Raw genomic sequence first — 21567 nt, 5'->3', positions numbered from 1 at the left:
CATTAGTTTCTTTAGGAGCAGCTGACTCTACATTTACTTTATTAATATCTTTTTCAGTCATAACTACCTCCTATCTAGCCTTTCTTGATGCAGCTCTTAGTTCGCGTTTTGCTGCAACAACCATTTCTGTAAGTGGTCTATGTGCTGGGCAAATGTAAGAGCATGAACCGCATGCTATACATGCCTGAGCATTATATTTTGCTGTATCTTCAAACCTGTTATGAAGTGCAAGAGCAGCAATATTTAAAGGCATTAAATGTACAGGACATCCGTGAATACATTTACCACATCTAATACATGGGCTCATCTCATATTTTGCAGCATCATTTTCTGCAAGTACAAGAAGACCTGATGTATTTTTTTGAATTGGAGTAGACACATCAAATTGTGAGAATCCTGTCATTGGTCCGCCAGCTACGATAGCTTTTGGATTACCATTAAAGCCTCCTGCCATTTCTATTAAAGCAGAAATTTTAGTTCCAACTCTAGCCAAAATATTCTTTGGAGTCTTTATGCCATCACCAGTTACTGTTACAACTCTTTCATAAGAAGGAATTCCTCTTAAAACAGCATCTGCAATAGCTGCAGAAGTACCAACGTTGGTTACCAATGTGTTTACATTGCCTGTTCTTCCGCCTAGAGGAACTTTACGATTTAAAATAGAGTCAACCATTCTGTATGAGTCACCTTGAGGAAACTTTGTAATTAAATCAGCTACATGAAGATTTGCCGAAGAGCTTAATTTAGCTTCTAAAGACTCTATAGCATCTTTTTTATTATCTTCTATCCCTATGTAACCGTTGCTTGCGTTAGTAACCTTCATAATAATCTTTAAGCCTTCAATAATTTTGTCGCCCCATTCAAGCATCATCCTATGGTCACAAGTTAAATATGGCTCACATTCTGCCCCATTTAAAATGATAGAGTCGATGCCCTTAAGTGCGCCGGAAAGTTTGTTATGTGCGGGAAATGCTGCCCCACCCATACCGATTACACCAGCTTTTTTGACAGCTTCGATTATTTCATCAATAGAAAAATCTTCAATTTTTTTGTCACATTCTTGAAATTCAAATTCATCTTTGAAGTTGTTTTCAATAGTAACACAAGTTGCACTAGAACCATCAAGGGTAAATCTTTTTTCAATTTTTTTAACAACCCCCGATACGCTGGAGTGAACAGGTGCGTACAATGACGCTTCCACATCTCCAATAACCGTACCAATCTTTACCTCGTCACCAACTTTTACTGTTGGCTCACAAGGAGCACCAACGTGTTGTGTAAGTGGAATTATCACTTCAGCAACAGCTTTTGCCTTTTCAATTGGAGCGTGCTCGGAAAGTTCTTTAAACTCTGGTATATGTATACCGCCCTTGAAGGTAAGATGTTTTAAATTCATATTTATCACCTTCGCCTTTCATAAAAATTATAGCATAAGACCTGGTCAAATTCAAGGAAAAAACGGCATTTATAGGGCTTGTGTAAAATTTTGTTAAATTTGTGATTTGAATCACCAAAAAACGCAAACTACGATTTAGTTTGCGTCTTCATCAATAGTTTCATTTTCTTTAGTTGTAAAATATGCAGTGTAGAGTGACTTATAAGGGAAAATAATATTTGGTTTTATATCACCCACTATAGCATTTGAATATATAAGGGCATTCATCTTATAAACAAGGGGAATAAATATATTCTCTCTGTTAATAGTCTCATCTATGCTGTTGGTAACTAAGATTAAATCTGATTCGTTGTGCGTAGATTTGATATCTTCATTCAATTTACTGATAGTTTCTGATTGATAAGGGAATATACCTGAATTTAAATTATAACTATAATCTGGAATTATATTTACAGCCATTGATGACAAGGCAATATCATAATCACCCGTTTTTAAATTTTCTAAATAAGTATTAAAGTCCTCATCAGAATTTCCAACAAATTCAACTTTTATCCCCAAATTGTATAGAGATTCAGCAATTAGAGTTGCAATTTTAAGCTGGTATTCATTTTTCCAATAAAAGTAAAATTTCAGAGTTGGCTTATCACCAGCGAGTAGTTCTTTTGCTTTTTCAACATTGGTAAGATCCTGGCCTACCCTGCAAAAATAACTGTTAGGATTAATAAATCCTGTTGTTTTAATTCCTTGATCATCTAAGGCAATTTTAATAATTCTTTCCTTATCAATAGAACTCTTAATTGCCTCCCTGTAATTTGCCTTGGCTAATTCTCCCTCAGGATTTAAAAATAAAAAATACATTTCATTGGAAGGATAAGTTTGAGCATTAAAATGTTCATTGTTAAAAAACCTATAAAAGTTTTGTCCCCATGATGTAGATACATGAATCCTACCAGTTTCAAGTGACGTGTAAATCAAATCTTTGTCATCATGATAAACACCTCTAATCCTAGAAATACTTGGCATTTCATCATGATAGTTTTCGTATGCAGTCAAAATTATTTCTTTTTTATTTTCATAAGTATCAACCATGTATGGTCCGGTTCCCAAAGGGATTTTTTTACTTAGAGTTCCCTCTTTTACTATTGGAAAAATCAAATACTCCTTTAAAAATGGTCCTACTCCATTGTAACTTATCTCAATGGTTGTATTATCAATTATTTTCCCAGTCAAAGGAAATTCTCTAGAAATATTATTGACTACAAGATTATAATAGGGCCCTTTCATAGTGTTTCTGAGATGGTCTAGAGAATATAGGACATCTTTTACTGTCAAGGCTGATCCATCATGAAAAGTTATGCCATCTTTGATGCTAATGGTCATCTTGTTATCATCCAAATTATATGAACTAGCAAGTAGAGTTTGTGGCCTTAAATTATCATCCAAAGTAAATAGCCCTTCAAAAATTAAACTAGACATATAAAAGTAGGACATATTTTCAGTTGTAAGAGGATCCAATGATTCAAAAGGTGTCAGTGGAATACTTATCTCCCCTGTCTCTGCAAGTAAATAATTCAGCTTTTCATCCTCAACAGAGACCTCTTTCTCGGTGCAAGAAGATAAAAATAACATCAATATGCAAAGTATAAATATATTTATCCTTTTCATTTTACAAACCCCTTAATAAATTTTTTTATAGCTGGAACTATGCCATCTTCTGCCTTAGTCAGCTTCATAAAATATTCTTGCATAGTCTGTGGAACCCTATAGTCCTTGCTAATTAAAAATTCATATCCCTTCCTTGCTTTCTTCACTCTTTTTATATAATTCCTAGTCTCCTCATAAGGCACCCAAGAATAAGTATCGTCATTTACATCTTCAAGGCCTTCGTCAACCCATCTTTTAACCACACTTGGTCCAGCATTATAAGCAAGGATTGCCCTGTCAGTACTGCCAAACCTTTCAATTAAATTCTTTAGATAATAGGCCCCAATCTCCATATTTTTTTCTGGAGTAAAAATATCATTTATGCCGACTTCAATCCCATACTTTTGTGATGTGTATTGGATTGTTTCAGGTATTACCTGCATGAGTCCAAGGGCATTTTTCTTTGAGACTGCATTTGGATCAAATCCGCTTTCTGTTTTTATAATTGCTAGGACCAATGATTTGTCCACTCCAACTTCTGCACAAACTTGATCAGCTACCTTTTCATATTTTATTGGGTAATTGTATGATAAATAAAAGTTTACGCCAACATATAAAACTGCCAGCGTAAGCATTAGTTTAATTAAGAATTTTATATTTTTTATCAAGATATTCTATTATCCTTTCTTGAAATCTTTCTAGACTTTCGTTGTTATCAATTATAGTATGAGCATTTTCTCTTGCAAATTCATCTGAAACAAAGTATTTGTCCCTGTCAATAATATCTTGGTCCGTCATCTTCCTGCTATCTTTAAGACGCTTATATCTGATGTCCTTGTTAACATTAATATAAATTACTTCATCAGGTATAAAGCCACATTTATTCGCTATTTCTATAGATTCAAAATAAAGCGGTATTTCAAAAAATATATCTTTGTCGGACTCGATACTGGCATAAAAATTATAAAGCTTATGATAGACGAGATCCTCGATTTCTCTTTTTAGTTCTTTATTTTTGAAAAAAACTTCCCTGTAGTTTATGCCTTCGCCGCAAATTCTATTTGTAATTTCCTGTATTTCATTAATATTATTTGAGATTATTTCCTTAGCATCATCATCCGCAGATCTTAATTCAAATTGACCTTTATCTTTTAAGATGTTGATAAAACTACTTTTTCCAGATCCAATTTTACCTGTTATTACGATTTTTTTAGGCTTCATACCAATCCTTTGCAATGCTATAATCAACTTTTAAATCAACACCCATATCAGTTACCGTTTCCATAATATGCTTGACATCTTTTGAAAGCTTATCCACTTCATCATCAGCCGCTTCTAAAATCAATTCGTCGTGGATGGTTAAAATAAGTTTTGATTTCATTTTATTTTCCCTTAAATAATCAAAAACTTTTACCATAGCAATTTTAATTATATCTGCAGCTGTCCCTTGTATTGGAGTATTAAGAGCAATTCTTTCACCAAAACTACGAATGTTAAAATTTTTGCTATTTAATTCAGGAATAGGCCTTCTGCGATTAAACAAGGTCGTAACATAACCATCTTTTTTAGCGCCCTCAACTACATCGTCCATATATTTTTTTACATTAGGAAATTGTTTCCAATAGTTATCGATGTATTCCTTAGCTGAATCTCTGCTAATATCCAGATTACGACTTAATCCATAGTCACTAATGCCGTAAACAATACCAAAGTTAACAGCCTTGGCATGATAGCGTTCCATATCTGTTACTTCATCATAGGGAATGTCAAAAACTTCACTTGCAGTCTTCCTGTGAATATCCAAATCACCATGGAAGCCTTCAATCATTTTTTCTTCCTGGCTAACCGCAGCCAAAACCCTAAGTTCAATTTGTGAATAGTCAAGGTCAAGGAGTTGGTGGCCATCTTTTGCAACAAAAGCCTTCCTTAGCATTCTCCCCTTTTCAGTCCTTGTAGGAATATTTTGTAAGTTAGGTTCTGTTGAGGAAATTCTACCTGTTGCTGTTTTTACTTGGTTAAATGTAGACCTAAGCCTCCCATCTTCATCAATTATATCGACAATACCATCTACATATGTGCTCTTTAATTTACTATCCTGCCTATATTCAAGAATTAGCTTTGGAAGAGGGTGTTTGTCACTTAATTTTTCCAAGACTTCTTGGTCTGTGGAAAATCCTGTTTTTGTTTTCTTTATAACAGGTAGATCAAGCTTGTTAAATAAAATTTCGCCCAGCTGCTTAGGAGAATTAATATTGAATTCTTCTCCAGCCAGTTCAAATATCTTCTCTTCCATATGGTCTAAATCCGCTTGAAATTGCTTGCCCAAATCTTCAAGGATAAATTTTTTAACCTCTACTCCATCGTACTCCATATTTGCAAGTACATGGGTTAGTGGAAGCTCAATATCATTTAATAGATCAGTCATATCCATAGATTCTATCTTGTCTTTTAAAACAGGATAGAGCTTATAAATTTGCGCTAGGCCTACAGCATATGAATTAAAGAGTTTATCCTTATCAAAGTCTTCTGTTTTGGTTTTCTTGTTTTTAGAAAATAGATCTTCATAGTTTTTAGCTGATGAAAAATATCTACTATAAACAGCAGAAATAGTTTCTCCATTTGAAGTAGGATCTACAAGATAATCACCCACAACAACATCAAATATAAAGACATTTTTATTAATACCATTCTTAATTAAATGGTATAGGTCCTCTTTGATATTTCCGCCTATAAGCTCATATTTTTCATCAAAAATTTCATAGAAATCATTAACTGACTCAGAAATATAAGCTCTTTCTCCATCATAAACACCATAAGCTAAAGGCTCTTCATTGTGGTAAGAGTTTCTAAAAAATTGTTTTATAGCAAGAGTCTTTGAAGCAAATTTAATATCTTTAAAAGAATCGACTAGTTTATACTCGACTTCAATCTTGTCATCCTTACTTTCTCCGCTCGTAAAATCTTGGAATTCAAGGTCAGAAAAAATTTCATTAACTCTTTCAGTATTAGGATCTCTAAGTTTGAAATAATCTTTACCTTCAACCTCAACATCGCACTTTATTCTACCAAGTTCTTTTGAAAGGTAGGCCGCTTCCTTGCCATTTGCAATTCTTTCTGTAGTTTTGTTTTTCTTCATCTTGTCGATATTTTCATAAACACCATCAAGAGTTTTATATTCATGGAGTAGCTTTTTGGCTGTAACTTCACCAATCCCATCTATTCCAGGAATATCATCAGACTTATCCCCCATGAGAGCCTTTAAATCAATAAGCTGTTCTGGTATAAGTCCGTAGTCGTCCATAATCATTTGCCTGTCATAGTCAACTGTTTCGGATATGCCTCTCTTTGTATAAATAACTTTTACATTGTCATCCACAAGTTGTAAGTAATCCCTATCGCCAGTTACTAAAATGACATTGTAGTCATCAGAATATTTTTTTGATAAACTTCCTGCCAAGTCATCTGCTTCATAACCTTGAACTTCATAAGTTCTAATTCCCATTTCATCCAAAAGATTTTTTAAAATTGAAATTTGATAACTTAATTCTGGTGGAAATTTCTTTCTGGTAGACTTATAACCATCATACATTTTGTGCCTAAAGGTTGGTCCCTTTGGGTCAAATAAAATAGCAACAAGCTCTGGTTTGTATTCTTCAGCCAACCTCTTGTACATTCTTATAAATCCATATATAGCATTTGTCTGTATGCCTTTTTTATTCGTTAAAGGTGGCAAGGCATAAAAAGCTCTGTTAACCAATGACGATCCATCTATTACTAAAAAATTATTCATTTTATCACCTAGATTAATTATAACATATAAAAATAAACATTTCTACACAAAAAAAGCATGCCTAGTGCATGCTAAACTTTATTGAACCATAAATATTGTATTTAAATTTCTTCCTGCAGGCTTTACAAATTTTCCATTTACAAAAAGGGCACTCGATGCTCCTCCATCTAAGTTCATAGCGTCTGTACAACCCAATGCTATCATAACTTGAGCAAGCTTTTCCATATTTGCAACACATGTTACCATAACAAGTTCATTATTTGCAGTAACCCCTATTGCAGACCGCTGAGCTGAATTTGTATTTATCTTTGCTTCTTTAAAAGCTTTTTTATTTTCTGCTGCTACATTTTTACCATTCTTTACAACCATTGGTCCTGCAGCAATCATATTGGAAACATCCGAATATTTTATATCCTTATCCCCTGCTTTAAAGGTTGAGCTGCCAGTTTGGTCCACTAGTTCTAAACCAACAGTTCTGCCTGGTTTAAATCTTTGGTCAACATAATTTTTATCTGCAGCTTGGGGTCCATAATAAATCACATAGCCATTTTCTGGAATCGTAATCTTTCCTGCTGGCGAATAAGTTTTGCCGACAACATTATTGACGACCTCAACTATCCAACCTCCATTTAAAACTATATCTTTGTTTCTGTATTTTGTAAAAATATAAACACCAGATTGGTCATTAGGATTTTGATTTACATACCAAACGCTAAAAGTATTAAAATCCATAGTCTGGGTATTATTGTTCCACTCATTTTTAGTTTTACCATCAAGAGATCCCTTGTAAGAGAGTGTGAGAGTATCAAAATGAACCTTGTAATCATCATATACCATAAGGCTTGCAGTATTTCCCACCATGTGGATAACTTGCTTGCCTTTTATAATCGTTGCCATTGGCTCCAGAGTTTTATATGCATCAAAATAGTTAGCATTAATAGCTGCCTTGGCTCCATAATTATTTACCATCGATTGAAAAGACTCAGCACCAATTAATTTATCATTGTTTTTGGCAACCCTAAGCTTAACGCCCTCTTCTAACTTTACTTTTACAACATTAGCTCTTACACCACTAACGGTTTTAGATTCATAAGTTGGCGCTCCAGCTAAAGAAATGCTTGTAAGCATTATTAAAGATAAAATAATACAAAGAAGCTTTTTCATAATTCCTCCTAAAAAAATATCTATATTACTAAATTAATAATAACATAGATATTTCTTTATATCAAGTTTAAAACATGGATATTTGATTTGTATCTTGCATGCCTTCTAATATTCCATGATCTTTCATATACGCGACGCTTGTCTTGTTTAATCTCGTCCTCTTCATCAAGTCATCCAGACTTAAAAATTTAGATTTTTTTCTCTCTTCGACTATACTTTCTGCAACCCCGTCTCCCAAGTTTGGAATTACAGTTAAAGGAGGAATTATTGCTGCATTTGCTTTTAAAAATTTAAAAGGCTCTGACTTATAAATATCAGCTGGCTTGCAAGTTATACCTCTAAGATACATTTCTCTTGCAACAATTAATAACTTCAAGTCGTTTATTTCTTTTTGTGTAGGTCTTTCAAGCGATTTTATCATCTTTATCTTTTCATTTATTTTTTCTAAACCACCTGTAATTGCTGAGTAGTCAAAATCAATTTTTTTAGTTGTAAAGAAGGTTGCATAAAAGGCTTCAGGATAATGAAGCTTGTACCAAGCAAGCCTGTAACTTAACATTACATAAGCAACAGCGTGGGCTTTTGGGAACATGTATTTAATTTTATTACATGAATCTATATACCATTCAGGTAAACCGTGCTCTCTCATCCTGGCTTCATCATCTTCAGTTAATGGTTTTCCCTTTCTGACTTTCTCCATAGTAAAGAAGGAAAAATCATTTTCCATACCAGCATGTAAAAGATAAGTCATAATATCTTCTCTGGTTGCGATAACATCCTTAAGTTCACATACTCCTTGTTCAATCAAATCCTTAGCATTGTTTAAATAAACATCTGTTCCATGTGATAGACCTGAAATCCTGACAAGGTCAGCAAAGTTTTTAGGATTTGTATCATCAAGCATACTTACAACGAAGTCCGTGCCGAATTCTGGAATAGCAAGAGTACTTGTGCTACATTCTAGAGTAATTGGATCTAGCTTCAAAGGCTTGGTTGATGAAAACATGGATAAAATTTCTGGATCATCAAACTTTATGGTTTTATGGCTTACGCCAGTCATATCTTCTAGCATTCTAATCATTGTAGGACCATCGTGACCAAGTATATCTAGCTTTAATATATTTGAGTGAATTGCCTTATAAGCAAAGTGGGTTGTAAATACGCCTGAATTAATATCATCTGCTGGATATTGAATAGGTGAAAAATCATGGATATCCTTATTCTTTGGAACAATCATAATACCACCTGGATGTTGACCTGTTGTTCTCTTTATACCAATCATCTTGTTAACTAATCTATACACTTCAGCATCGGATATATATTCGCCTTTCTCTTCGAAATAATTCTTGACGTATCCATAGCCAACTTTAAATTGAATAGTACCAATAGTCCCAGCCCTAAAGACATAATTGTGGCCAAATAATTCTTCTACATAAGCGTGGGCCCTTGGTTGGTATTCACCAGCAAAGTTAAGGTCGATATCAGGTTCCTTATCACCATTAAATCCAAGGAAAGTTTCAAAAGGAATATTGTAGCCATCTTTTTTCATTTCAATCCCGCAATGTGGGCAATTTTTATTTGGCATATCCACGCCTACGTTATACTTACCGCTCTCATCAAACTCGCTGTACTTACACTTGGTGCACACATAATGTGGTGGCAGTGGATTAACTTCTGTAATACCACTCATAGTCGCAGCAAAGCTTGATCCAACACTTCCACGAGAACCAACTATATATCCATCAGCTTCCGATTTTTTTACGAGTCTCTCTGCAATAATATACATTACTGCATAACCGTTTGAAATAATAGAATTTAGTTCCTTATCAAGCCTCTTCTCAACTATCTCAGGTAAGTCATCCCCATATATAGACCTGGCTTTTTTGAGACAAGATTCTCTTAATTCCACATCTGAGCCCTCGACTATAGGTGGAAACTTTTCCTTAGGAATTGGCCTTAACTGCTCGCAAGCATACAAAAGTTCATTTGTATTTTCAACTGCAAATTCGTAAGCCCTGTCGGATATAAAATTAAAGCCAGCTAGCATTTCATCAGTTGTCTTCAAGAACATAGGTGGATCATTTTCTCCTCTGAAATCTCCGCGACCTTTAGCTAGAATTCTTCTAATAATTACATCGCTTGGAACCATCTCAAATACATTTCCGCCTGCAATTATTTTTTTATTATAGAAATCAGCAGTTCCAATATATTCTTTTAAAATAGATGTTAAATCATCAACTGAATTATATCTGTTAGACATCAAAAGGCCTGAGTAGTTATCAAAAGGTTGAATTTCAACAAAATCATATTTGCTAATCATATCTTTCAGATCTTCTTTTAAAAATCCTGATTGAATTTTATTAAATATATCACCTTTTATTGCCTCTGCACCAACAATTAAACCTTCTTGAAATTTTTCCAAATCACTTAGCATAATCTTTGGACCATGCATAAAGCTATCCGTATGAGAATCTGAAACCAAGTGATAGAGATTTGTCAAACCTGTATAGTTTTTTGCATAGATAAGGGCATTAAAACTAGAAAACTCATTAATATATTTAATATCCTTTAGGCCATAATAATCACTTATATCTCCCTGCCTAATTAAAATATTTACAAGAGCTATAAAAATTTCTGCTGTAGCATTAGCGTCATCTACAGCCCTATGATGGTTCTGTAGACTTACCCCAAGTCTTTCAGCGACAATATCAAGCTTGTGTCTCTTTAAGTCCGTTAAAGTATATCTACTTATTTTAAGTGTATCGGCATATGGATTATCTAAATAAATTCCATATTGGCTGTATTTTCTTTTCATGAAACCAATATCGAACTCAGCATTGTGGGCAACCAAAATCGTCCCCTTGATGAAATCATAAAAGTCATCTTTTATTTCTTCAAAACTTGGTTTGTCAGCTAAGTCTTCGTTAGTAATGCTAGTTAATTGAGTTGTAAAAGCTGATATAGGCCTGCCTGGATTTATTAGTTGGTTATACCTATCAACAATTTCTCCATTTCTAATCTTTACAGCACCAATTTCAATTACATCGTCACTATAGGGATTAAGACCAGTAGATTCAATATCAAAAACAACAAAGTCTTTGAAGCCATCTTTATAATCAATTATAAGCCTTTCATTATCATCAATTAAAACGCCTTCAATACCATATACAATTTTAAAATTTTCATCAGAAGCATCCATTACGTCAGGATAGCTTTGAACGTTAGATAAATCCGTAAGACAAAAACCCCTATGTCCCCATGCCTTTAATTGCTTGACCAAGTCACCTGCATCAATTGATCCAGCCAAGGTACTCATCTTTGTATGGGCATGAATTTCCACTCTCTTGACATCTGCATTGTCTTGACGAGTTTCCTTCTTTACAATCTCATAATTGCGCATGGTAAGAGCCATGGCTTTATCAAAATTGTTGTAAGCGTAATCACCATTTAATCTTATATATTGACCATCATACAAATCGTTTTTAACATCGTCCAATTTATCTGAATTTATAAAAGCCCTAACCATTAGAGATTCCGTCTCGTCATATACATAAAAACCAAGAATCTTTAGGTCTTCACGCCTGGTGTCTCTAAAGCTTAAATCGAAAATTTCTCCTTCTACAGTTGGAAATACATCGTCTTGAGTAAGGTCTTTTATTTTTATAATATTCTTAAGATCTTTTTTTGAGAATTTATAAAAACTCTTTTTCTTTTCACTTTTTTTATTTTCTTTTGGTGGATCCACTTCTTCAGTTAAAACTTTATTTGTAAAAGCTAAGTCCTCTTTTTCTACATCATTATCAAATTTATATTCATCTACTAAACTTTCGGCATTGTCAAGCAAGTTCTGAGCGTCAGCATCTTTTTCCTCTTCAGCATCAGTTTTTATAATTTTGTTGTTGACTATAACTTCCAGAGAAGACAAGTATTTTTCAAAGGCCTTCTTGATAAAATCCAAATCAATTTGATTAATGTTTTGATTAGAACAAGAGCTGACCTTTATGGAATTGGTTTTTGTGTCTAAATCAACCCTTTCAACTTTAAAGTTCAAGCTGTTAAAATGTTCAATATCATCAGCACTTAATATCAGTTCTAAAATCGAATTATCCAATTTACTCACCATCCATAATTTTTATCTCATCTATCAACTCACTAACAGCCATATCCTTGTCAAGTGTCCTAATAATTTTTCCTTTCTTAAAAAGATTTACCTTGTTTTTCATAAGAGCAATTCCTATGTCAGCCTCCCTGGCCTCTCCAGGGCCATTTACGCTGCAACCCATAATGGCAACATTTAATTTGCCATTAATATTTGGCATTTGATCTTTAAATTCTTTAACCATCTCAATCATCTGTCCATTTGTTCTTGCGCAAGTTGGGCATGATATAAGATTAATCCCCTTGGCATTTAAATTTAGAGATTTTAAAATATTTTGACCAGCTATAACCTCTTTATATGGATCGTCTGTCAAACTAACTCTAATAGTGTCGCCAATACCTTCGTGTAGTAATATTCCCATGCCTATAGCTGACTTTACCATTCCCTCTTCGTATGGGCCAGCTTCTGTTATCCCCAAATGAAGTGGATAATCCATGGCTTTTGAAAAATTTTCATAGGCTGCAACAGCCACATATATATCCGATGATTTAATGGAAACTTTAATATTTGTAAAGTTTAAGTCTTCTAGGGTCTTAACCTCAGAAAAAGCACTTTCAACAAGGCTTTCTGCATTAACTCCACCAAATTTATCTATTATTTTTGTGTCAATAGATCCAGAATTAACCCCAATTCTAATAGGAATATCCATTTCATTTAGCAAGCTAACTAAAGATTTTAAACCCTCTTTATCTTTCATGTTGCCTGGATTTATCCTAATGCAATCAGCCCCATTTTCAGCGGCCCACATGGCAAGCTGATAATCGTACTGAATATCTGCAATAAAGGGTACATTAATCTTTTCTTTAATTTTTTTAATGGCAAGAGCATCCTCTTTTGTGTTAATAGCAGCCCTAACCAAGTCCAAACCATAGCTTTCACATTCTAAAATTTGCTTAACAGTAGCATCAATATCAGATGTTATAGTATTAGTCATAGTTTGAACGCTTATAGGAGCGTCTCCCCCTACAAATAAATGACCAACTTTAATTTTTTTAGTAGGCCTTCTCTTGTATTCGCTAAAATCTTGAAAAGTCATTCATTAAACTCCTTATAAAAATATAAAGTATAAAAACAATGCCAATACTCATAATAATAGTTTTGGCTTTGTCACTAAGCTCTCTACCGATTATGCTCTCAATTAATACAATTAAAATCTGTCCACCGTCGAGCGGCGCAATAGGAAGTATATTAAATACTGCTAAGGATATAGAGATATTGACTATAATCATCAGTATTACGTTTAAATTAACCCCTTGCATTGTGCCAACTGTGGCAACAAAACCGACTATGCCCATCAAATTATCAGCCTTGCCGACAAAAATCTCTTTGAGAGCCTTAAAAATTTCACTTATAAACATGCCCGCTGTAGTAAAACTCTGTTTAATGGCAATTCCAGGATTTTTTCTCACTGCAAAATAAACTCCAATCTTGCCATCCTTAGAGTCTATTGGGATTAAAAGCTCTTCCCCACTCCTAATCACAGTCAGAGTATATTTTTTATTTTTATAAACTTCTGTTGCCATCAGTTCACTTGCCGTATTAACTTTTATATCGTCAATCTTTACAATATGGTCCCCTTCTTGGATTCCCACTTCCTCTGCCACAGATCCTGGGACAATTTTTTCAACATAGGTTGAAGGATATCCATAAAAAGAAAACATCAAAAATAAAATTAATAAAGCAGTAAACATATTCATAAGAATACCACTTATTAAAATAATTAGCTTTTTGCCATTTGATGCATCCTCATAATCAACTTTGTCAGAAGATTTATAAGAAAATCCAAGGTTCTCTTCGTCCCCCTCATCGTCAAATCTGCAATAGCCACCAAGTGGCAGAGCTCTTATGCTAAATAAAGTTTCCACTCCCTGCTTTTGATATAATTTTGGTCCAATTCCTATAGAAAACTCCTTGACCCTTACTCCGACAATTCTGGCTGCAATAAAATGCCCAAACTCATGGATGGTAATTACGCCAAGTAAAATTAAAAATGCGTAGATAAATTTCATTATAAAAATAACTCCAATGCAAATGCCACAAATAAAATGCTATCAAACCTATCCAAAAGTCCTCCGTGGCCTGGTAGAAGATTACTAAAGTCCTTAACTCCCAAGGCCCTTTTTACAGATGAAGCGAATAAGTCTCCAAATTCAGCCATAATTGATGCAAACAATAAAACTAAAATGCTTTTAAAATTAACAGATAAGTTTAATACTAATGAACCTGCAAGTAACCCAAGTCCAATACCACCCAATAGGCCGAAAACTGCACCTTCAATTGTCTTTTTAGGACTGATTTTTGGCATGAGTTTATGTTTGCCAAGCAGGCTGCCGCCAAGGTAGGCAAAGACATCGGCGCCAGTTGTAATCGCTATAATTAACAAAAATCTGTCAGAATTAAATACTTGATAAGTATAGAAAGTTCTGCCCAAAATGAGAATATATACATAGATAAAGGCACTTGCACATACATTCATAAGCTTATTTTGACTATCATCAAAAATAAAATAAATCAGCATGGCTATGATTAAAATATTATCTATATGAATATAGCTGTATTTAAAAAGCAGGAATGAATTTATTGATCTAAAGATCACTATTCCCATCAAAAAAATACTATAAGGCCTTATGTCCTTTGTTTTAAAGCACTTATCAAGCTCATAGATAATGCCCAATATAATAAGACTAGTTGCTATTGTTGCAACAGTACTCCCTAGTAAATACATACCTATATAAAAAATCGCTATTCCAATCGATGTAATCAACCTAGTTTTAAATGTGCTCATTACTTAAGTCCTCCAAAGTTTCTCTTCCTATGATTAAATTCTTCAAGGCAGTCGTCCAAATCATCCCATGTAATATCTGGCCAATACAAGTCCCTAAAAATAAATTCTGAATAAGCCGCTTGCATCAACATGAAATTAGATAGACGCAGTTCTCCTCCAGTCCTTAAAATAAAATCTGGATCAGGCATTCCAGCGGTAAATAAATTTTTCCTAATCAAATCTTCATCAACTTTTTCTGCACAAATACCTGACTCTACAATCTTTTGTGTGGCAAAAACTACATCTTGCCAGGCAGAATAATTTATTGCAAAGTTTACTACTAGGCCAGTATTATTTTTTGTCAAATCAACAGCATACTCAAGTTTCTCGCGACACTTTTCTGGAAGCTCTTTTAAACTTCCAAAAATATTTACCTTGGCATTCTTTTCGTGAAGAGTTCTAAGCTCCTTATCTATATATTCAATCAAAAGGTTCATCAAAAAAGAAACTTCATTTTGTGGCCTCTTCCAGTTCTCTGTTGAAAAAGCATAGAGGGTTAAGTATTTAATATCATTTTCATCAGCCCACTCTATGGATTCGATTACCTTTTGCATTCCTTTTCTATGGCCAAAGGCTCTTGGCAAACCACGTTTTGTAGCCCACCTACCATTGCCATCCATAATTATTGCTATGTGCAAAATATCACCTCTTTAATAGATATAGAATATCATATAAAATAAAAAAATACAAAATTCACTTTATTCTGTAGAAGTATTCAAAAACTCATGATAACAAAGACTTAATGAATTGTGAATTTAATTTAAGTTTATTATTAAGAAAAATTAAAATAAAATACCCACAAAAAAAGCACCTTGCATAAAGCAAAGTGCTTTGACATGAAAATTAAATTTCCATCAGTTCAGCTTCTTTTTCTTTTGTAAGCTTATCAATACTTTCAATAAATTTATCTGTTAGCTCTTGAGCTTCAGTTTCTGATCTCTTTCTATCGTCTTCTGTGATTTCTTTATCTTTTTCGAGTTTTTTAATTCCATCAATCAGGTCACGACGAATATTTCTAATATTAACCTTAGCTTCTTCACTTGACTTTCCTACAAGCTTTGTTAAGTCTTTACGTCTTTCCTCAGTGAGTTGTGGGATTGCAAGTCTAACAACCTTTCCATCATTAGCAGGGTTTAGTCCCAAATCAGATGCCAATATTGCCTTTTCAATTTCAGGGATAACATTTGCATCGAAAGGTTGAATTACAATCAGCCTTGGTTCTGGAGCAGATATATTTGAAAGTTGTTTAATTGGAGTCATTACACCATAGTAATCAACATCAATTCTATCTAACAAAGCAGGATTTGCTCTTCCAGCTCTAATTGCTGCAAGATCTTCTTTATAAACAGATACTGATTTTGACATTCTGTCTTCAGCATCTTTGAAAATTTCGTTAATCATTGTTCCTCCTTATGATAGTTCCAATTTTTTCGCCTTTTAAAGCTCTAGTTATATTTTCTGTTTCGTCAATTCCAAAGACAAGCAAAGGAATGTTGTTATCCATACATAGGCTTGTAGCAGTGGAATCTAATATTTTTAAGTTTAATCTTAAAATATCGGAGTATGTCAAATTATCAAATTTAGTAGCATTGGGGTCAATCTTTGGATCAGCTGAATAAACACCATCAACACCTTTTTTTGCAACAAGTATTGATGAGGCGCCAATTTCAGCAGCTCTCAAAGCAGCAGTAGTATCAGTCGAGAAGTACGGATTACCAGTACCAGCTGCGAAGATAACTACTCTTCCTTTTTCTAAATGACGAATAGCCCTTCTCATAATATAAGGCTCTGCGACTTCTTGCATTTGTATAGAGGTTTGAACTCTGGTTTCTACACCAATTTTTTCCAGAGAAGATTGAAGCGCCAAAGCATTCATTACTGTTCCAAGCATACCCATATAATCTGAGGTTGCCCTTTCAATAATCTTGGCATCTCTGCCCCTCCAAAAATTGCCTCCACCAACAACAATTGCAATTTCATTGTCCGCTGTCTTACCTTCTTTGATAGATTTTGCTAATTCATAAACAAAATCCATATCAATTCCAGTACCTTTTCCTCCAGCCATTGATTCGCCAGATAGTTTTAATACTACTCTATTCTTCGTTGACATAAAAGCTCCTATTAAACGTTCATTTGCTTTGCAACTTCATCAGCGAAGTTTTCTTCTCTTTTTTCTAGTCCTTCACCAACTTCATATCTTGTAAAGCGTCTAACTTTAATGTTTTCTCCAATTTTTGTAATCAAATCATTTAAGAGATCTTGAACTGACTTGTCTGGATCTTTGATGAATGGTTGTTCTAGCAAGCAAACTTCTGTGTAGTATTTGTTGATTCTGCCTTCAACCATTTTGTGAGCAATTTCTTCAGGTTTTCCTTCATTAACTGCTTGTTGTTTTAGAACTTCTTTTTCGTGTTCAATAACTTCAGCTGGAACTTCTTCTCTTGAAACATATTGAGGATTGCTTGCTGCAACTTGCATTGCTAAGTCTTTAACAAAAGCTTTGAAGTCTTCGTTCTTTGCAACGAAGTCAGTTTCAGTATTTACTTCAACCAAAACTCCGATTCTTCCGCCGTGAATGTAGCTTTCAACAATACCTTCAGCAGCAATTCTGGATGCTTTTTTAGCAGCTTTTGAAAGTCCTTTTTCTCTTAAATAATCAATAGCTTTTTCAACATCTCCATTTGTTTCTTGAAGAGCTTTTCTGCAGTCCATCATGCCTACGCCAGTTTTATCTCTTAGTTCTTTAACCATGCTTGCTGTAATTTCCATAATTTACCACTCCTATTCTTAATAATATTTATTCTTGATCTTCTTTGGAGCTGTTGATTTCAGCTTCCATTGTATCTTGATCTACTTCTTCTTCAGCGTCATCTTCTTCAACAGAATATTGTTCACCTTGTTTAGCTTCGATAACTGCATTAGCGATTGTTTCTGTAATAAGTTTAACGCTTCTGATAGCATCGTCATTTGCAGGAATTGGGATGTCAACTTGATCTGGGTCACAGTTTGTATCTACAACACCAACTACAGGAATTCCAAGAATTCTTGCTTCATTAACAGCAATGTATTCTTTGCTTGGGTCAATTACAAATAAGCATTGTGGTAGACCTGGGAAATCCTTAATTCCGCCTAAGAATTTTTGTAATCTTTCGATTTCGTGACGAAGTTCGATAACCTCTTTCTTAGGAAGAGCTTCAAAAGTTCCATCTTCTTCCATTTGTTCTAGTTCTTCTAACCTATCAATTGATTTTTTAATTGTTTGATAGTTTGTCATCATGCCGCCTAACCATCTTTGGTTAACAAATGGCATTTCGCATCTCTTAGCTTCTGATTCGATAGCTTCTTGGGCTTGAGTCTTTGTTCCTACGAACATAACTTTGCCGCCATCTTCTACAACTTCTTTTACAAACTTGTAAGCCTTTTCAATTTGCTTAACAGTTTTTTGTAGGTCGATAATGTAGATTCCATTTCTTTCTGTAAAGATGAACTCTGCCATCTTTGGGTTCCATCTTCTTGTTTGGTGTCCGAAATGAACACCTGCTTCTAATAAGCCTTTCATAGTAATTACACTCATTTTACACCTCCGGTTTATATTCTTCCGCACTCATCTTCTGCAAGTGAGACCTTAAAGGCAACCGTACCTGCATCAAAGTGCGTGAGTAATCACAGACGTATTGTACCATAAAAATAGGATTAAAGCAAGCGATTTAGTAGATTTATTGTGATTAAAAAGACATAAAAATACTGCCAAAGATTATGGTCTTATCTTTAGCAGTATTTTTAATTTTTTATTAATTTCCTTTATCTTTTATATTAAATTTATATTTTGAGTACAGTTCTTAAAATCATACCAACGACAATACCTGCTACAAATAAAAATATATATTTAATATATTTTTTCTCGTTATTATCTCTTACCATACTGGACCTACTTGGCAATGCCACTTTCCACTATAGGAGCTCTTATAACATCTTTGGTTATCCTCTGCTCTGATTACTTCGTCATTTGAATCTACATATATTTTAGATATTCTGCTATCTGAAGAAACCCATCGTATTACTTCAGATACCCAGTACCCTGCTGATTGTCCTGTTTCATAAATAATAACCCCATCTACTAAATATCCCACAAGAATACCAGCAACAAAAATTAATACAGCTGTTGCGCCCAGTAATTCAATTTCATAATCAGTAAATTCACTTATTTTAACATTCCCATTATTGGCATTATTTATTTTATGGATTTTCTCTTTTAACTCATTATTTAATTTTGTCTCTGCGGTATCGACACTTTCCATTTTTTTAGCACTTAAAACTGTGAAGTTTGTTGCAATAAATACTACCAATAATATTGATATTAATTTTTTCATTATTTCTTCCTCCTTTAATATTTTATTATATAATTTTTATCAATAATCATAACTTTATTTTTTAACCTCCTATTTGTATTTTGATTTTTAATAAAAATTTTATTAGCTCTTTAGCTCCTATTTTGTTTATTATATATCAATATAATCAAGTAAAAGTAAAGATTCTCTTTTAAATTACTTTTATTCTAACTTAAGTCATAAAATTATTTAAAGATTCCTATTCTTTGAGCTTATATAATTGAATACAATAACTTATATTTGTTTCTTAACTGTTAAAAATTATTAGCATTCATAATCTTTCCGATTTAAACTTCTTAATATAAACAGATAGCATATAAGCATGTATACTAAAGCAACATACAATGCTTGAATCCTTATATTATCCAAAATATACCTGTAAATTATAACCAGCGATAGCGGCCTATAAAAATTATAAAAGTCAATTCTACCTCTAAGTATTCTATATGAATCAATCAGTATAAATAATGCAAGCACTATTATAAATAAAATGTTTTCCATATTATTCACCCCTGCTAAATGGGATTCGCATTCTCTGCAATGCCCCGCCATCATTGTTATTTTGTAAAATTAACTCACCCGATAAACTTTCCATATAGGAATCTACATAATAGAGTCCAATCCCATAACCCTTTCCAGAAGTCCTACCATAATTATCTGTATAAAATATTTCCTTTGCTCTGTTTATCGATTCTTTATTAAATCCCAATCCATCATCTATTACATCAATTAATAGTTTTTCATCTTTAATACTTGTTTTTATTTTAATATACTCTCTTCTATGCTCGTAAGCATTGTTTAGAAGATGAACAAAGGATTTTTGTAGCTTATTCATATTAGCTAAAACATAAAAATCTTCACCCACACTACTCTCAAAAATAATCTCTTCTTCTCTTAAGTCAGAATATATCTCTACATTCTTTTTTAAATTTGCTAACAAATCAACAATTTTTATTTTTTCCCTTTCCTCTATTTCATAAAAACTTTGACTTACATCCATTAATTTTTCTATATAATCCGATACTTTATCTGCTTCAGCTTCTATCCTATTTAATCTTTCTATATTCTTTCCTTCAAGCATTTTTGTATTTTTTATTAAATTCACATTTGTATTTATTACAGTAATTGGCGTTTTCATATCATGGCTTATATAGGATAGGCTTGAGTAAACAAAATTTTCCTTTTCTACAATTTTTTTATTTTTATCAATTAATGCATCTTGAATCTTTTTAAATTCTACAGAGTTCATATCATTTTTAAAATAATTATGGTTTATGCCATTAATTATATTGCCTAAATCTTTCATTATAAGACTATCTATTTTTTCATAAAACTTATAAGAAAAAAATATAAATGCTAATACAAAAACTCCAAATGTAAGCTCAATCGAGGTTTTGAATTTAATATTGATAAGTCTAAATCCATATTTTTGATATATATTAATGATTATTAACGATATAATTGTTGTAAAGAATATTTTTAATAAATAACCCAATATATAGCTAGATATTATCTGCCTTATCTTTCTTTCCATCTATATCCCACTCCCCATTTATTTTCTATTGGATCATCTGCATTTATCTCCAAAATCTTTTTTCTAATATTATATATATGAGACACAATTGTACGCTCTGTAACCTCTTCACTTTGTGTTGGCAACATTGAAATCATCTGTGCTTTTGATAAAATTTTGTTTTTATTTGTGTAGAGTAATTTTAAAACTTCTAATTCAAAATTTGTCAGTCTAGAAATTTCGCCCTTCTTGCTAATGGTCCCTATATTTAAATCAAATTCAGTTTCCTTAAATACAACTTTTTCTTTATTTTGATTTCTTAATTGCGTATTTATTCTTGCAAGTAAAATATCTGCATCAAAGGGTTTTGTAATGTAATCATCTGCTCCAAGATTCAAACCTTTTATTTGGTCATCTTTTGAAGATTTTGCTGTTAAAATTAAAATCGGCCTATTTATATCATTACGAATAGTTTTTAAAAAATCTAAACCATCCCTCTTACCAAGCATTAAGTCCAAAATTATTAAGTTATACTTATTAAGGATCATATAATCTTCAATATCATCTATATCATAATAAGAATCAACTTCATACCCTTTAGATACCAATAAATCCTTCAGTGTTTCAACCAATGACCTGTTGTCTTCAATAAGTAATATTCTCATCCCACCACCACCTTAAAGATATTA

Annotated in this window: 18 protein-coding genes; all 18 read right to left on the bottom strand. The window is 33.0% G+C overall.

Going from position 1 to position 21567, the window contains the following annotated elements; all coding sequences use genetic code 11:
- Positions 1-70: 70 nt before the first annotated feature.
- A complete protein-coding gene (rsxC, locus tag CUU59_RS03005; protein ID WP_099950527.1) occupies positions 71-1396 on the bottom strand; it encodes an electron transport complex subunit RsxC in 1326 nt (441 codons plus the stop codon).
- A 135-nt stretch (positions 1397-1531) separates the two neighbouring features.
- Positions 1532-3061 (bottom strand): ABC transporter substrate-binding protein, encoded by a 1530-nt coding sequence (locus CUU59_RS03000; RefSeq protein WP_099950526.1) that lies wholly within the window; start codon positions 3059-3061, stop codon positions 1532-1534.
- Positions 3058-3708, bottom strand: a complete 651-nt coding sequence (locus CUU59_RS02995; protein WP_099950525.1) for a lytic transglycosylase domain-containing protein — start codon at positions 3706-3708, stop codon at positions 3058-3060. The genes CUU59_RS03000 and CUU59_RS02995 overlap by 4 nt, the downstream gene beginning before the upstream one ends.
- A complete protein-coding gene (locus CUU59_RS02990; RefSeq protein WP_099950524.1) occupies positions 3680-4261 on the bottom strand; it encodes a dephospho-CoA kinase in 582 nt (193 codons plus the stop codon). Before CUU59_RS02990 ends, CUU59_RS02995 begins: the two co-directional genes overlap by 29 nt.
- Complete coding sequence (gene polA / locus CUU59_RS02985; protein WP_099950523.1) at positions 4251-6830, bottom strand: DNA polymerase I; 2580 nt, start codon at positions 6828-6830, stop codon at positions 4251-4253. The genes CUU59_RS02990 and polA overlap by 11 nt, the downstream gene beginning before the upstream one ends.
- Before the next feature lie 78 nt (positions 6831-6908).
- On the bottom strand, positions 6909-7994 hold the full coding sequence (locus CUU59_RS02980) for a phosphodiester glycosidase family protein (RefSeq protein WP_099950522.1): 1086 nt from the start codon (positions 7992-7994) through the stop codon (positions 6909-6911).
- 67 nt (positions 7995-8061) lie between these two features.
- Entirely contained in the window at positions 8062-12105 is a 4044-nt protein-coding gene (locus tag CUU59_RS02975) for a PolC-type DNA polymerase III (RefSeq protein WP_169922835.1), read from the bottom strand.
- 1 nt (position 12106) lies between these two features.
- Positions 12107-13189: a flavodoxin-dependent (E)-4-hydroxy-3-methylbut-2-enyl-diphosphate synthase gene (gene ispG, locus CUU59_RS02970; protein WP_099950520.1), complete on the bottom strand. Its 1083-nt coding sequence runs from the start codon at positions 13187-13189 to the stop codon at positions 12107-12109.
- Positions 13170-14162, bottom strand: coding sequence for a M50 family metallopeptidase (locus CUU59_RS02965; RefSeq protein WP_099950519.1), 993 nt, complete (start codon positions 14160-14162; stop codon positions 13170-13172). Before CUU59_RS02965 ends, ispG begins: the two co-directional genes overlap by 20 nt.
- On the bottom strand, positions 14162-14938 hold the full coding sequence (locus tag CUU59_RS02960) for a phosphatidate cytidylyltransferase (RefSeq protein ID WP_099950518.1): 777 nt from the start codon (positions 14936-14938) through the stop codon (positions 14162-14164). The genes CUU59_RS02965 and CUU59_RS02960 overlap by 1 nt, the downstream gene beginning before the upstream one ends.
- Positions 14938-15615 carry a polyprenyl diphosphate synthase gene (uppS, locus tag CUU59_RS02955; RefSeq protein ID WP_099950517.1) on the bottom strand — a complete coding sequence of 226 codons (678 nt, stop codon included), beginning with the start codon at positions 15613-15615 and terminating at the stop codon, positions 14938-14940. Before uppS ends, CUU59_RS02960 begins: the two co-directional genes overlap by 1 nt.
- A 205-nt stretch (positions 15616-15820) precedes the next feature.
- Positions 15821-16375 (bottom strand): ribosome recycling factor, encoded by a 555-nt coding sequence (gene frr / locus CUU59_RS02950; protein ID WP_211286987.1) that lies wholly within the window; start codon positions 16373-16375, stop codon positions 15821-15823.
- Positions 16371-17087 (bottom strand): UMP kinase, encoded by a 717-nt coding sequence (gene pyrH, locus CUU59_RS02945; protein ID WP_099950515.1) that lies wholly within the window; start codon positions 17085-17087, stop codon positions 16371-16373. The genes frr and pyrH overlap by 5 nt, the downstream gene beginning before the upstream one ends.
- 11 nt (positions 17088-17098) lie before the next feature.
- The gene (tsf, locus tag CUU59_RS02940; RefSeq protein WP_075573722.1) at positions 17099-17746 is read right to left on the bottom strand and encodes a translation elongation factor Ts; all 648 of its coding nucleotides are present in this window, start codon (positions 17744-17746) and stop codon (positions 17099-17101) included.
- Positions 17747-17774: 28 nt separating this feature from the next.
- On the bottom strand, positions 17775-18551 hold the full coding sequence (gene rpsB / locus CUU59_RS02935) for a 30S ribosomal protein S2 (RefSeq protein ID WP_075573723.1): 777 nt from the start codon (positions 18549-18551) through the stop codon (positions 17775-17777).
- 340 nt (positions 18552-18891) lie between these two features.
- Entirely contained in the window at positions 18892-19347 is a 456-nt protein-coding gene (locus CUU59_RS02930; protein ID WP_099950514.1) for a hypothetical protein, read from the bottom strand.
- Positions 19348-19867: 520 nt separating this feature from the next.
- Positions 19868-20899 carry a sensor histidine kinase gene (locus CUU59_RS02925; protein ID WP_099950513.1) on the bottom strand — a complete coding sequence of 344 codons (1032 nt, stop codon included), beginning with the start codon at positions 20897-20899 and terminating at the stop codon, positions 19868-19870.
- The gene (locus CUU59_RS02920; protein ID WP_099950512.1) at positions 20884-21543 is read right to left on the bottom strand and encodes a response regulator transcription factor; all 660 of its coding nucleotides are present in this window, start codon (positions 21541-21543) and stop codon (positions 20884-20886) included. Before CUU59_RS02920 ends, CUU59_RS02925 begins: the two co-directional genes overlap by 16 nt.
- Positions 21544-21567: the final 24 nt, after the last annotated feature.

The sequence above is a fragment of the Ezakiella peruensis genome (genome assembly GCF_900215725.1).
GTDB classification, from domain to species: Bacteria; Bacillota; Clostridia; order Tissierellales; family Peptoniphilaceae; genus Ezakiella; species Ezakiella peruensis.
This window is presented reverse-complemented; position numbering and strand designations above follow the sequence as displayed.

Bases quoted from the DNA above. Each gene is read 5' to 3' on its own strand.
- CUU59_RS02965 (WP_099950519.1), bottom strand. From the start codon at position 14,162: ATGAAATTTATCTACGCATTTTTAATTTTACTTGGCGTAATTACCATC.
- tsf (WP_075573722.1), bottom strand. From the start codon at position 17,746: ATGGAAATTACAGCAAGCATGGTTAAAGAACTAAGAGATAAAACTGGC.
- pyrH (WP_099950515.1), bottom strand. From the start codon at position 17,087: ATGTCAACGAAGAATAGAGTAGTATTAAAACTATCTGGCGAATCAATG.
- CUU59_RS02990 (WP_099950524.1), bottom strand. From the start codon at position 4,261: ATGAAGCCTAAAAAAATCGTAATAACAGGTAAAATTGGATCTGGAAAA.
- CUU59_RS02925 (WP_099950513.1), bottom strand. From the start codon at position 20,899: ATGGAAAGAAAGATAAGGCAGATAATATCTAGCTATATATTGGGTTAT.
- polA (WP_099950523.1), bottom strand. From the start codon at position 6,830: ATGAATAATTTTTTAGTAATAGATGGATCGTCATTGGTTAACAGAGCT.
- CUU59_RS02930 (WP_099950514.1), bottom strand. From the start codon at position 19,347: ATGAAAAAATTAATATCAATATTATTGGTAGTATTTATTGCAACAAAC.
- rpsB (WP_075573723.1), bottom strand. From the start codon at position 18,551: ATGAGTGTAATTACTATGAAAGGCTTATTAGAAGCAGGTGTTCATTTC.
- CUU59_RS02960 (WP_099950518.1), bottom strand. From the start codon at position 14,938: ATGAGCACATTTAAAACTAGGTTGATTACATCGATTGGAATAGCGATT.
- ispG (WP_099950520.1), bottom strand. From the start codon at position 13,189: ATGACTTTTCAAGATTTTAGCGAATACAAGAGAAGGCCTACTAAAAAA.
- CUU59_RS03000 (WP_099950526.1), bottom strand. From the start codon at position 3,061: ATGAAAAGGATAAATATATTTATACTTTGCATATTGATGTTATTTTTA.
- rsxC (WP_099950527.1), bottom strand. From the start codon at position 1,396: ATGAATTTAAAACATCTTACCTTCAAGGGCGGTATACATATACCAGAG.
- CUU59_RS02920 (WP_099950512.1), bottom strand. From the start codon at position 21,543: ATGAGAATATTACTTATTGAAGACAACAGGTCATTGGTTGAAACACTG.
- CUU59_RS02980 (WP_099950522.1), bottom strand. From the start codon at position 7,994: ATGAAAAAGCTTCTTTGTATTATTTTATCTTTAATAATGCTTACAAGC.